10 protein-coding genes are annotated in these 13,113 nt (G+C 30.9%); 2 read left to right on the top strand and 8 right to left on the bottom strand.

The window, feature by feature from the left end; translation table 11 throughout:
* The first annotated feature begins 103 nt into the window (after positions 1–103).
* Positions 104–859 carry an early set domain-containing protein gene (locus DB313_RS01720; RefSeq protein ID WP_120104138.1) on the top strand — a complete coding sequence of 252 codons (756 nt, stop codon included), beginning with the start codon at positions 104–106 and terminating at the stop codon, positions 857–859.
* A 199-nt stretch (positions 860–1,058) separates the two neighbouring features.
* Here the strand turns inward: DB313_RS01720 and DB313_RS01715 are convergent, their stop codons facing one another.
* The 8 genes from DB313_RS01715 to DB313_RS01680 all read right to left on the bottom strand — a co-directional run bounded on the left by DB313_RS01715 (position 1,059) and on the right by DB313_RS01680 (position 12,044).
* On the bottom strand, positions 1,059–2,039 hold the full coding sequence (locus tag DB313_RS01715; protein WP_120104137.1) for an ABC transporter ATP-binding protein: 981 nt from the start codon (positions 2,037–2,039) through the stop codon (positions 1,059–1,061).
* Positions 2,040–2,912 carry an ABC transporter ATP-binding protein gene (locus tag DB313_RS01710; RefSeq protein WP_120104136.1) on the bottom strand — a complete coding sequence of 291 codons (873 nt, stop codon included), beginning with the start codon at positions 2,910–2,912 and terminating at the stop codon, positions 2,040–2,042. It abuts the gene before it with no gap.
* Positions 2,913–2,924: 12 nt separating this feature from the next.
* A complete protein-coding gene (locus DB313_RS01705; protein WP_120104135.1) occupies positions 2,925–3,977 on the bottom strand; it encodes an ABC transporter permease in 1,053 nt (350 codons plus the stop codon).
* A 12-nt stretch (positions 3,978–3,989) separates the two neighbouring features.
* Positions 3,990–4,910: an ABC transporter permease gene (locus DB313_RS01700; protein WP_120104134.1), complete on the bottom strand. Its 921-nt coding sequence runs from the start codon at positions 4,908–4,910 to the stop codon at positions 3,990–3,992.
* A gap of 165 nt (positions 4,911–5,075) precedes the next feature.
* Positions 5,076–6,683, bottom strand: a complete 1,608-nt coding sequence (locus tag DB313_RS01695) for a peptide ABC transporter substrate-binding protein (RefSeq protein ID WP_120104133.1) — start codon at positions 6,681–6,683, stop codon at positions 5,076–5,078.
* 123 nt (positions 6,684–6,806) lie between these two features.
* Positions 6,807–8,393: a peptide ABC transporter substrate-binding protein gene (locus DB313_RS01690; protein ID WP_120104132.1), complete on the bottom strand. Its 1,587-nt coding sequence runs from the start codon at positions 8,391–8,393 to the stop codon at positions 6,807–6,809.
* A 266-nt stretch (positions 8,394–8,659) separates the two neighbouring features.
* A complete protein-coding gene (locus DB313_RS01685) occupies positions 8,660–10,240 on the bottom strand; it encodes a peptide ABC transporter substrate-binding protein (RefSeq protein ID WP_120104131.1) in 1,581 nt (526 codons plus the stop codon).
* A 223-nt stretch (positions 10,241–10,463) separates the two neighbouring features.
* Positions 10,464–12,044 (bottom strand): peptide ABC transporter substrate-binding protein, encoded by a 1,581-nt coding sequence (locus DB313_RS01680; RefSeq protein ID WP_120104130.1) that lies wholly within the window; start codon positions 12,042–12,044, stop codon positions 10,464–10,466.
* 173 nt (positions 12,045–12,217) lie between these two features.
* Here DB313_RS01680 and DB313_RS01675 point away from each other — a divergent pair, with 173 nt between their 5' ends.
* On the top strand, positions 12,218–13,111 hold the full coding sequence (locus DB313_RS01675; RefSeq protein ID WP_120104129.1) for a 1-acyl-sn-glycerol-3-phosphate acyltransferase: 894 nt from the start codon (positions 12,218–12,220) through the stop codon (positions 13,109–13,111).
* Positions 13,112–13,113: the final 2 nt, after the last annotated feature.

Raw genomic sequence — 13,113 nt, 5'->3', positions numbered from 1 at the left:
AATATTTGTATTTACTTTACTATATGTTTTTAGTATAATAAGAAATAAAATAAATGTGTAGTATTTGTCAAAAGAATTGTGTATTAGATTTTCCAATTAAGTTATGAAAAGGCTTTCAAGATATTTTTTTTATTTTATATTTTTTATCTTTAATATTAGTTATTTAGAAGGTTATGTTGTTGAAAATTTTAATTTATCTTTAATTGAATTTTTGGAAATTTCAACAAGAAAGGATAATTTAACACCAATAGTTGACTCTAAGAGGGTTATTATGTTTTACCCTCCGGATAAAAGTATTAGGAAAGTCTTTGCTGTTTTTGATTTTGATGGTTATGCAAAAAAGTATTTATTTCAGAAAAATAAGTATGGTCTTTTTTTTGTAAAAGTAAATCTTCCTCATGGGCTTTGTAGAATAAAGTATAAACTTGTTGTGGATGGAATTTGGACAAATGATGAATATAATACAAATATAGTCTATGATAAAGACTTAATACCATTTTCTGTAATTGATATTTCAGGTATAAATGATAGTTATATTTCTTTACGAAATCCAATTGATTCTTCTGATAGTAGAGAAGTTGAAATTTTTTATATAGGTCGTCCTGGGCAGGTTGTTACAATAGCTGGGAATTTTAATAATTTTAATCCGTTTTTAAACAGATTAATTGAGCAGGAGCACAATCAAGGGATATATACTATTAAGCTTAAAGACCTTCCTAAAGGTAGGATTTATTATTATTTTGTTGATTCTGGAAATAAAGTGATAGATAAGAATAATGTTAATAGAACTAATCTGTATTTTGTTAAGGGAATTGACAATAAGATAGATTTTGAAGTTTCTTATTTTGATAATCAATAGTTTTTATTTATGATATTAAGTTTGTATTCTTGTTGAAATTACAAGCAAAAGGAAATATATGAACAATAGAGTTATGGAATTAATACTTTCTAGTATTAGTAGAAAATTGTTCGTAGAGACGGGTCTTAGTTAGAGGCAGGCGTACACAAAGGACACTTTGCTTGAAGAGCAAGTTATGAAAAGCATATAGGTTATAACTTTATTTGTTTATTAAGTTATTCATTTCATCGAGAAGATACTTAGATACAAAATGATCCTTTTCTACTTCTTCAAGTGGTATGCTTTCTGGTGTTGAATTTGTATTTCGCATGCTTGATAATGATGGTTCATCTAGTTTTATATTTTTATTTTTTCTTTTTTCAGGATCGATTTCAGGAATAGATGCTATTAGCGTTTTGGTGTATGGATGGATAGGATTTGAAAATAAGATATCTCTAGGTGCAACTTCTAAAATGACCCCCAAATACATTACAGCAATTTTGTCACTCATGTATTTGACTACTGCCAAGTCATGGGATATAAAGAGATAAGATAAGTTTAATTCTTTTTGTAGAGTTTTAAGTAAATTTAAAATTTGCGCTCTTATTGATACATCTAGAGCAGATACGGCTTCATCTAGTAGTAAAAGCTTAGGACTTAAAGCAAGTGCTCTTGCTATTCCTATTCTTTGTCTTTGTCCTCCTGAGAATTCGTGTGGATATCTGGATAACATGCTTTTTTCAAGTTCGGTGATGTCCATTAGTTCATTTACTCTTTTATCTATCTCTTGTTTTGTTTTTGGAAGAATTTTATTTTCATTATAAATAACTAATGGCTCTGCTATTATTTCTTTTATTGTCATTCTTGGGTTAAGAGAGGTATGAGGGTCTTGAAATACCATTTGCATATCTTTTTTTGTCTTCAAAAGTTCTCTTTTTGGAAGTTTAGTGATGTCTTTTCCATTAAAGTATATGCTACCAGATGTTGGTGTATAGAGTTGCATTATTGACCTGAGAGTTGTTGATTTACCGCATCCAGATTCTCCAACGAGCCCTAATGTTTTATTGCGTTCAACTTCAAAACTGATGCCATTTACAGCGTTTATCTTGCGCTTATTTTTCCAAAATAAAAAGTCTTCTCCAATTGTAAATGTTTGTACTAAATTTTCTACTTTAAGAATTATGTCTTTCCCGTTGTTCATTTAAAGCTCCTCGATGTTATTTGTAGTTGATGCGATAGAGTTTACTTTAATTGAATAAAGCTGCTCATTTGGGTCTTGATCCAGAGTAAGTATTGATTTTAAAAGCCCGATTGTATATGGATGTTTAGGATTTTTAAATATTTCTTCTACTGTCCCTTCTTCCACAAATTTACCTTGGTACATTACAGATACGGTATCACAAATTTCTGCAACTACTGCTAAATCATGAGTTATTAGTATTGTTGAAGTATTGAATTTTTTAGATAAACTTTTAATGAGTAATAGTATTTGTTCTTGAATTGTAACATCAAGAGCTGTAGTAGGTTCATCTGCTATTAATAAAGAAGGATGACAACTTAAAGCCATTGCAATCATAACTCTTTGTCTCATTCCTCCGGAGAATTGATGTGGATAATGTGATATCCTCTCTTCTGCGCTCACAACACCAACGGTCTTTAGCATTTCTATTGCTTTTTTCTTTGCTGTATGTTTGTCTAGTTTTTGATGCAACATTATTGTTTCTTCAATTTGTGTGGATATTCTTAAATATGGGTTTAAAGAAGTCATTGGATCTTGAAATATCATGGCTATTTTATTGCCTCTAATACTTTGAAGTTCTGTTTCACTAAGCTTAAGCAAATCTTGTCCTTCAAATAGTATTTCGCCTTCTTTGTATACTGTTGTCATTTCAGGTAATAGCTTTAATATAGCCATACTTGTAACAGATTTTCCGCTGCCAGATTCTCCAACAATAGCCCTAATTTCTCCTCTTTTCATTTTTAGGTTTATGTTGTTTACAGGGTATATTGTTGTGTGTTTTAACTTAAACTCAATTGCTAAATTTTTGATTTCCAATATGTAATCTTCTTTCATTTGGTTGTTCTCCTAGAGTTGATCCTTCGGATCAAATGCATCTCTTAATCCGTCGCCTAAAAAATTCATAAATAGCAAGAATATTGTCATGACTGTTGCTGGAATGAAAATTTTCCATGGATATTCAATAAATGTAGGAATCCCATTTTTAACTAACTCTCCCCAGCTAGTCATTGGTGCTGATATTCCAAGACCCAAAAATGATAAAAATGATTCAACCATAATAAACCCTGGAACATTCATTGTTGTGATTATTGCTATCATACCAAGGCTATTGGGGATTAAATGATTAAATATCATCCTCTTATTTGTTGCACCTAATGTTCTAGCTGCTTGTATAAATTCAGATTTTGAAAGTGATTGTATTTGCCCTCTAACTATTCTGGCAAGTGATAGCCATGAAATAATGCTAATTGCAATAAATAACCCTATTATGTTTCTTTCCATAACAGTCATTAATGTTATTATTACAAGTAAAGAAGGCAAAACATAAAGAATTTCTATTATTTTAGTTATGACCCTATCTGTGATACCACCAAAGAACCCTGCTATTGCCCCTATTATGGTCCCTATTATCATCGATATGAATGCACCAATAAACCCTACAGATATTGATATTTGACTACCTTGTATTATTCTTGCAAGCAAGTCTCTTCCAAGGCTATCTGTTCCGAGTATGTATATTCTTTTGTGTATTTTAGTATCTCTACCGTCAATTTTTTGGACTTCTGTTTCTATTCTCCCTTTTATTTCTTCTAGTTTGGCGTTTTCTTCTTCATTGAGTTCTCGTTTTTCTTTTTTTGCTAGTTTTTGTATGAAATTAAGTTCTTTCTCATACCATAATTCTCCAGCATGTCTAAAAGATGGGGGTAAATCAGCATGTTCAACCACTTGAGTATAGTATTTATATATTGGTAAGATTGGCTGCAATATTGCAATTATTATATAAAATCCAATAATAAATATGCTTATAAATGCGAGCTTATTTTCTTTAAATCTTAACCAAGCTCTTCTACTAGATGTATGAGACTCAAATGAGGTGTTTTTTTGTTCATAGTCGCTCATTTTGTTATCCTCCTATACTCTTGGGTCAAGTCTTTTGTAAGCAATGTCTGATACTAAAATGGATATAAGCAGTATGGTTGAATAAACTAAGACAGAGCCCATTAATAGTGGATAGTCTCTGTTTAGGGATGATTCTACTGTAACCATACCCAATCCAGCTATTCTAAATATTTGTTCAATAACCATACTACCAGAAATTATTCCAGCAAAAATAGGTCCCATGTAACTTACTAGAGGAAGTATGGCTCCTATTAATACATGTTTTCTGACTATTACATTAAAACTTAATCCTTTAGCTCTTGCTGTTCTTACAAAATCGCTATTTAATATTTCTAACATAGAACCTCTAAGTATTCTTGTAAAAATAGCTGTATATGGCAAAGTAAGTGTTAATATGGGCATAACTAAATTTGCAAGACCTCCGCGCTCTGTAATCCAGCCAGAGGTGTAAAATAAGCCTAATTTTACGGATAGAAAATATTGCAAAATGGGACCAATTACAAAAGTAGGTACAGAAATTCCAAATATTGCTATTACTCTTATTATATAATCGATTCGAGTATTTTTTTTAATAGCGGCGATTGTTCCGAATAAAATTCCAAGCATGAGAGATAATATTAAAGTTATTATTCCGATTGTAAATGACTTAGGCATTCCTAATTTTATATATTGATTTACACTTAAGTCTTTCTTTTTTAATGATGGTCCAAAATCTCCTTTTAAAACATTTGTGATGTAGTAGTAAGCTTGAAGATAAAAAGGTTTATCAAGGTGATATTTTTGCATTAATTTTTCTTTTACCTGAGGATCAATAGGTTTCTCAGAATCAAATGGATTCCCAGGAGCAAGTCTCATTATTAAAAAGCATAAAAAAGTTATTGCTATTAGAGTTGGAACTGTTTCTAATAGTTTTTGTATGGTAAACTTTAGCATAAGTGCTCCTTATTTAACAATAGGATTTTTAATCTACATAGTTAATTATTTTAACACATAATCTTAAATATTTATTTAAAATATTGACATTTGTTTTTATCATTTTATAAATAAATATTTATTTGTGTTATATGTTTTAACTACATTTTGTAATTTAATTTTTGCTTAACTGTTTTTAATTGGTTTTAATTCGTGTAGATTGTGTCTGTTGAAAAGGTTAGGAGTCCATCCAGTCCATTTATCATTTCTGAATAGATAATTTCCTACATATATGTATGTTGGAGCTATAGGGAAGTCTTTCTCTACTATTATCTCTTCAGCTTTTCTTAAGATGTCTCGTCTTTTGATTGGGTCTTGTTCAAAATCAGATTGCTTTATTAAATCATCATATTTTTTATTTGAATATTTGTATGATGCTAAGTGCGAATTTTCACTTGTAAATATGTTTAAGAATGATAGTGGATCATTAAAATCAGCAATTCTTCCAGTTATTGCTATTTCATAATTTCCATTTTTTCTGTTTTGAGAGAGTATTGACCATTCTTGAGTTTGGACTTGAATGTTAATATTTAGCATTTCTTTCCATTGATTTTGAATAAATTCTCCCATTTTTTTTTGGTAGGGTACCATGCTGATTGATATTGTTAAAGTAGGAAAATCTTTACCGTCAGGATAACCAGTCTCAGCTAGTAATTGTTTAGCTCTCTTTGGGTCAAATAATGTGAGCTCTTTACCATAAGAATAGTGTTCAAGTGGTGGAGTTAAGTTTCTTGTGGGCTCTGCTTTCCCTTTATTAAAAGTTTTAGATGTCAGTTCTCTGTCAATGGCAAGTGTTAAAGCTTCTCTGACTTTTGGATTATCAAGTGGTTTAACAGTGGTGTTAAATGAAAAAAATCCTATTGTATTATTTCTGTGTCTATAATGATCTTCTCTTAGTTCTATGTTTGCCAGAGTGTCAGGAGGAATGCTGTGGAAGAGGCCATCAATTTCATTATTTAAATACATGTTATAAAGGATTGTATTATTATCTATTGTTAAGAGCACGAGTTCTTCAAGTGCTACATTTTTTGCGTCATAGTATTTATCGTTTTTCCCCAGTACTAATTTTTCATTTAGGACTTTTTCTTTTAGTTTAAAAGGCCCACTTACTACCATATTTTCAGGATTTGTCCAATTACTGCCATACTTTTCAATAGCATGAACTGGTACTGGTACAAAAATTTGATTTACTAACATATCGAGGAAGTAAGGCTTTGGATTAGTAAGAGTTATTTCTAAGGTCTTGTCGTTAATAGCTTTAACTCCAAGTTCAGAATCAGATACGTTACTATCGAAATAATCCTGTGCATTTTTTACTGTTGATTTGATTATATTTACATAAGGCGCTGCTGTTTCTTTATTTAAGACTCTAAGGTAAGATTTTCTAATCCCTTCAGCAGTAATAGGTACGCCATCACTCCAAACGAGCCCCTCTCTTAAGTAAAAAGTGTAAATAAGACCATCATCGGAGATATCCCAAGAATGAGCAAGTCCTGGTTTATATCCTCCAGTTTTAGAGTCTCCTATAACAAGTCCCAAGAATAGTTGTCCTTGGATTTCTCCTGTACTTCCATCGTCTAATTGAGGGTCAAGAGATGCAGGTTCTCCTCCTATATTAACTTTAAAAGATAGTTTGTTATCAGTTGGTTTGCTACAAGAGGCTATCATTATTAAGAATATTATTAACAATTTAAATTTATTTTTTAAAAAATTGTGAATATAATGATATGACATATTTCCTCCTTGTTATTGTAGATAACAGACATTATTTTTGAATTTTAATTTATCAGTTATTTTTAGAGTTGTCAATGAATAGATGCTTATCAAGATACCCTTGATAAGCATTAATTTGGTTTATTATTTTATTCTTTTAAGTTCAGAGAAATCAAATCTTTCTAGAATGTTAGGGGTCCACCCAGTCCATTTATCATTGTTGAAGAGATAATTTCCAGCATATATGTATAGTGGAGCAACAGGAAAGTCTTTTTCTATTATTATTTCTTCAGCTTTTCTTAAGATGTCTTGTCTTTTCATTGGATCTTGTTCAAGGTCAGATTTATTAATAAGATTTTCATACTCTTTGTTAAAGTATTTATATGAAGTAAAGTGGGAGAATTCTTTTTGGAACAAGCTTAAAAAAGCTAATGGGTCTGAATAGTCGCCTAACCAGCCTCCTCTTGCTATTTCATAATTTCCATTTTGTCTATTTGTTAAATAGGTAGTCCATTCTTCATTTTCAAGTTCGATGTTTATGTTTAAAGTTACTGACCATTGATTTTGAATAAATTCACAGATTTTTTTATGGTTTTCATTTGTATTGTATTTTAATTTTAGTTTAGGGAATCCCATACCATTAGGATAACCAGCTTCAGCTAATAGTTGTTTTGCTCTCTCAGGGTCAAATAGTTTAAGTTCCTTGCCATAAGAATAGTTGTTAAAATTGGGACTAATCCTTCTTGTGGGAATAGAACTATTTTCTATGACTTTTTCTGTTATAGTTTCTCTGTCAATGGCAAGAGTTAAAGCTTCTCTAACCTTTGGATTATCAAGTGGTTTGATGGTGGTGTTAAATGAAAAATAGTAAAGGCCGTTAATAGCTGAAGCATAATAGTCATTTCTGAGTTTTATTTCTTTTATTAAACTAGGTGGAATAGATGCAGTTGTTAGCGCATCAAGTTCGTCATTTTCATACATTCTATAGGAAGTTGTGCTGTTGTTTATTGTATAAAAAACTATTTCATCTACCTCAACATGACCAGCATTATAGTATTTGTCATTTTTTTCAATAACGATTTTTTCATTTAAAATCTTGTGTTTTAGTTTAAAAGGACCACTTACTACCATATTTTCAGGATTTGTCCAATTACTACCATGTTTTGCAATAACATGAACAGGCACTGGTATGAATGTTTGGTGTACTAACATGTCAAGGAAGTAGGGTTTTGGATTAGTAAGAGTTATCTCTAGAGTAGTGTCATTAATAGTTTTAACACCAAGAGCAGAATCAGATACTTTACCATCGAAGTAATCCTGTGCATTTTTTATTGTAGATTTAACCATGCCAACATATTGAGAAGCAGTTTCTTTATTTAAGACTCTAAGATAAGATTTTCTAATCCCTTCAGCAGTAATAGGCACACCATCACTCCAAACGAGCCCCTCTCTTAAATGAAAAGTGTAAATAAGACCATCATCGGAGATATCCCAAGAATGAGCAAGTCCTGGTTTATATCCTCCAGTTTGTGAATCAGCATCTACGATTCCCCTAAACATTTGCTCAATTATAGTTGCTCCCACTGTGTCTTCAGCAAGCTGAGGGTCTATTGATTTAGGCTCCCCCCCCAGGCTGATTTTAAAAGATATAATGTCTTTGCTAGCTTCCTTAGTACAAGATAGGATTGCGGTTATGAAAAGCGCCATAAGCACATATTGTTTAAATTTCATCAATTTTAATCTCCTTCTTATTAAAGTTAATTCTAATTAATTAAAAATCATAAAAGATTTGATATTCTATCATAAATGGTTATGTGATAAAGTGAAACTATATCAAGATAAAAAGGATGATTAGATATTATTTGCAATAGATTTTTAAAATCTTGAATCAAATGAAGAGACCACTTTTATAACCTATGTCATAAAAGTGGTCTTTATACTTATGTAGATTTTATCACTAATCCTAAATTTTTAAATTAATGACTTTTATGTTTTATTTATTTTTTAACTTTTATATCTTCATAGCTGTAAAATTCTGCAACATTAGGAGTCCATCCAGTCCATTTATCATTTCTGAAGAGATAATATGATTTAGGTATTGAAATAGGGGCAATAGGGAAGTCTTTTTCTACCAGTATTTCTTCAGCTTTTCTTAAGATATCTTGTCTTTTGATTGGGTCTTGTTCAAGGTCAGATTGTTCTATTAAAGCATCATATTCTTTGTTTGAGTAACCATATGTTCCAAATGTGTGATTTTCTGTTGTAAATAGGCTTTCAAGGAATGTTAGTGGATCTGAATAATCACCTGCCCATCCCATATATGACAATTGATAGTTACCTATTTTTCTGCTGTTTAAGAATGTGGTCCATTCTTCAGTTTCAATTTCAAGGTTAATGTTTAATGTTTTTTTTAATTGTTCTTGTAAAAACTCTGCAGTTATCCCCATTCCATCACGCTTTGAAGTTTTGTATTTAAGAGTAGGGAAATCCTTACCGTCAGGATAGCCAGCCTCAGCTAGTAGTTGCTTTGCTCTTTCAGGGTCAAATAGGGTAAGTTCCTTTCCATAAGAATAATTTTCAAAGGGAGGAGTTAAGTTTCTTGTTGGATCTGATTGATTCTTTAAAATAATCTTATTTAGTGCTTCTCTGTCAATAGCAAGAGTTAAAGCTTCTCTAACCTTTGGATTATCAAGTGGTTTAACAGTGGTGTTAAATGACACATAAGTTACTCTGTTGATAGGGTGAGAGTAGTAATCATCTCTAATTCTAGCTTCATCTAAATATTCCATTCCTACTTTCATAAGAAAATCAAGTTCGTCATTTATATACATATTGTAGGCAGTATTTGCATTTGTTGTATAAAAAACGACTTCATTTATCTCAACATTGTTAGCGTTGTAGTACTTATTATTTTTTTCAATAACGATTTTATCGTTGACTAATTTTTCCTTTAGTTTAAAAGGCCCATTTACTACCATGTTTTCAGGATTTGTCCAATTTTGTCCATGTTTTTCAATAGCATGAACAGGCACTGGCATGAATGATTGGTGTGTTAACATGTCAAGGAAGTATGGTTTTGGATTAGTAAGAGTTATCTCTAGGGTAGTATTATTAATAACTTTAATGCCAAGTTCAGAATCAGATATTTTACCATCGAAGTAATCTTGTGCATTTTTTATTGTAGATTTAACTATGTCAACATATTGAGCAGCAGTTTCTTTATTTAAGATTCTAAGATAAGATTTTCTAATCCCTTCAGCAGTAATAGGCACGCCATCACTCCAAACAAGCCCTTCTCTTAAGTAAAAAGTGTAAGTAAGGCCGTCATCGGAAATATCCCAAGAATGAGCAAGTCCTGGTTTATATCCTCCAGTTTGTGCATCTCTTACGGTTAGTCCTAAAAATGTGTTTATTAAAATGTTAAATGCTTGAACAGAAGTAGCAAGCTGAGGATCAAGTGAATCGGGCTCACTGTCATTTGTAACTCTAAATGTTATTTTATCTTTGTGTTCATCACTAGTACATGAGGATAAGAATAAAACAAAAAAAGATAAAAGAATTATTGCTTTGTATTTCATAAAGTGTTCTCCTTGAATTCTTTGTTATTTGTATTTTCTTTTATTTTTTCAAAGTTAGATTATACTGTATTTTGCATTATATAAGTATAAAATTGGTAATGCAATATTGAATAAAAGATTGAATTTTAACCTTTATGTAATTACAAGCTATGGTATTCATAGGTACAAACAATTAATAATTAATTTTTAAATTCTGGTTTTTAAATAATTACTTTTATGTTATTTATTTTTTAACTTTTATATCTTCATAAAGATATTTACCTGCAACATTAGGAGTCCATCCAGTCCATTTATCATTTCTGAAGAGATAATATGATTTAGGTATTGCAATAGGGGCAATAGGGAAGTCTTTTTCTACCAGTATTTCTTCAGCTTTTCTTAAGATATCTTGTCTTTTGATTGGATCTTGTTCAAGGTCAGATTGTTTTATTAAAGCATCATATTCTTTGTTTGAGTAACCATATGCACCAAATGAGTGATTTTCTGTTGTAAATAGACTTTCAAGGTATGTTAGTGGATCTGAATAATCACCTGCCCATCCCATGTCTGATATTTGGTAGTTACCCATTCTTCTGCTGGTTAAGAATGTGGTCCACTCTTCAGTTTCAATTTCAAGGTTAATGTTTAATATTTTTTTAAATTGTTCTTGTAAGAACTCTTCGAATAATTTTGGACCATCATTTTTTGAAGTTTTGTATTTAATAGTAGGGAAATCCTTGCCGTCAGGATAGCCAGCCTCAGCTAGTAGTTGCTTAGCTCTTTCAGGGTCAAATAGGGTGAGTTCCTTTCCATAAGAATAATTTTCAAAAGGTGGAGTTAAGTTTCTTGTTGGAGTTGAACGCCCTTTACCAATAGTATGGGCTATAGTTTCTCTGTCAATAGCAAGAGTTAAAGCTTCTCTAACCTTTGGATTATCAAGTGGTTTAACAGTGGTATTAAATGCTAGGTAGTTTGCAGCATTGTAAGGGTGAGAGTAGTAATCATCTCTAATTCTAGCTTCGTCAAACTTATCTCTTCCTATTGATGTAAGGAAATCAAGTTCGTCTTTTATATACATATTGTAAGCAGTATTCCCTTGTACTGGATAAAAAACGACTTCATTTATCTCAACATTGTTAGCGTTATAGTATTTATCATTTTTTTCAATAACGATTTTATCGTTGACTAGTCTTTCCTTTAGTTTAAAAGGCCCATTTACTACCATGTTTTCAGGATTTGTCCAATTTTGCCCATGTTTTTCAATAGCATGAACTGGTACTGGTATGAAAGCTGAGTGAGTTATCATGTCAAGGAAGTATGGTTTTGGATTAGTAAGAGTTATCTCTAGAGTAGTGTCATTAATAGCTTTAATGCCAAGTTCAGAATCAGATATTTTACCATCGAAGTAATCCTGTGAATTTTTTATTGTAGATTTAACCAAACTAACGTATTGAGCAGCAGTTTCCTTATTTAAGATTCTAAGATAAGATTTTCTAATCCCTTCAGCAGTAATAGGCACGCCATCACTCCAAACAAGCCCTTCTCTTAAATAAAAGGTGTAAGTAAGGCCGTCATCGGAAATATCCCAAGAATGAGCAAGTCCTGGTTTATATCCTCCAGTTTGTGTATCTCTTACTGTTAATCCTAAGAGCATATTTGCAATGATATTAGAACCAGCGGAATCAGTAGCAAGCTGAGGATCAAGTGAGGTAGGTTCACCACCATTTGTAACTCTAAATGTTATTTTATCTTTGTGTTCATCACTAGTACATGAGGATAAGAATAAAACAAAAAAAGATAAAAGAATTATTACTTTGTGTTTCATAAAGTATTCTCCTTGAATTCTTTGTTATTTGTATTTTTTATTATAAATGATTTTTGCTAAAAGACTTAAATGGATTTCACTTTAATTTGATAAATAAATAAAGTATAATGATATAGATTATTGTTTAATTAGTTAGTGTATTGTTTTTCTGTAAATTTAAAGGATGATGTTTTATGTTTATAAAGAATGAGAGTTTTAATAAGTACTTTAAAGATATTGAAGATGAATTTCTTAGTCAATTTAAAGCTATTGAAAATGTAGATTGCTTAAGTAGTTCTTATCATGAAGCAAATTCTGTTAGCAGGAGTTTGGCTGATAAAATGATAGAAAGACTTTTGAGGGGTAGTTCTACTATTGTTGGTATGCAACATATTTTGGAACTTTATGAGAAGACTAAATCTGGCAAGTCATCAATTATATTGATGGAGCATTATAGCAATTTTGACTTTCCTTGTTTTCAGTTTTTGTTAAATAAGATGAATTATGGAGAAGTTGCGGACCATATTATTCCTGTGGCTGGTGTTAAGCTTTTTAAGGATGATTTATTTGTTAAAAGTTTATCTTTAGGTTATAGTGTTATATTTATTTATCCCCCGCATTCATTTATTGGGGTTGATACTGAGAGGATTAGAGAGAGAAGGATTTTTAATGCCAATTCTATGAAATTTATTTCTGATAAAAAGAGTAGTGGATATATTATCCTTATTTTTCCCACAGCTACAAGATATAGAAAAGGGAAGCCTGAGACTAAAAAAATAATTTCAGAAATTGGGAATTATTTTAAGATTTTTGATTATTTTGTGATGGTTGGTATTAATGGCAATATTCTTGAGGTTTCATCGGATGAGAATATGTCACATGACATTTTTAGAGAAGATACTCTTGTCTATAATTCAACAGAAGTGATAGATATGTTTGAGTATAAGAATTTAATCTTAAGGGAGTTAGATCAGGAAGGCTTAGAGCCTACAAAAGAAATTCTAAGTTCTAGGATTGCTGATGACTTAGAAAAACGTTTTGTGGTTCTTCATGAAGAAGGAACTAAAATGTATAATGATTTGATTTAGGA

Origin of the sequence: Borrelia turcica IST7 (genome assembly GCF_003606285.1) — a bacterium.
In the GTDB taxonomy this organism is placed as follows: domain Bacteria; phylum Spirochaetota; class Spirochaetia; order Borreliales; family Borreliaceae; genus Borrelia; species Borrelia turcica.
Note: the sequence above shows the minus strand (reverse complement) of the source record. Positions and strands in the feature narration are given on the sequence as shown.

Excerpts from the sequence above, each read along its gene's own strand:
- DB313_RS01720 (WP_120104138.1), top strand. The coding sequence starts at position 104 with ATGAAAAGGCTTTCAAGATATTTTTTTTATTTTATATTTTTTATCTTT.
- DB313_RS01715 (WP_120104137.1), bottom strand. The coding sequence starts at position 2,039 with ATGAACAACGGGAAAGACATAATTCTTAAAGTAGAAAATTTAGTACAA.
- DB313_RS01710 (WP_120104136.1), bottom strand. The coding sequence starts at position 2,912 with ATGAAAGAAGATTACATATTGGAAATCAAAAATTTAGCAATTGAGTTT.
- DB313_RS01705 (WP_120104135.1), bottom strand. The coding sequence starts at position 3,977 with ATGAGCGACTATGAACAAAAAAACACCTCATTTGAGTCTCATACATCT.
- DB313_RS01700 (WP_120104134.1), bottom strand. The coding sequence starts at position 4,910 with ATGCTAAAGTTTACCATACAAAAACTATTAGAAACAGTTCCAACTCTA.
- DB313_RS01695 (WP_120104133.1), bottom strand. The coding sequence starts at position 6,683 with ATGTCATATCATTATATTCACAATTTTTTAAAAAATAAATTTAAATTG.
- DB313_RS01690 (WP_120104132.1), bottom strand. The coding sequence starts at position 8,393 with ATGAAATTTAAACAATATGTGCTTATGGCGCTTTTCATAACCGCAATC.
- DB313_RS01685 (WP_120104131.1), bottom strand. The coding sequence starts at position 10,240 with ATGAAATACAAAGCAATAATTCTTTTATCTTTTTTTGTTTTATTCTTA.
- DB313_RS01680 (WP_120104130.1), bottom strand. The coding sequence starts at position 12,044 with ATGAAACACAAAGTAATAATTCTTTTATCTTTTTTTGTTTTATTCTTA.
- DB313_RS01675 (WP_120104129.1), top strand. The coding sequence starts at position 12,218 with ATGTTTATAAAGAATGAGAGTTTTAATAAGTACTTTAAAGATATTGAA.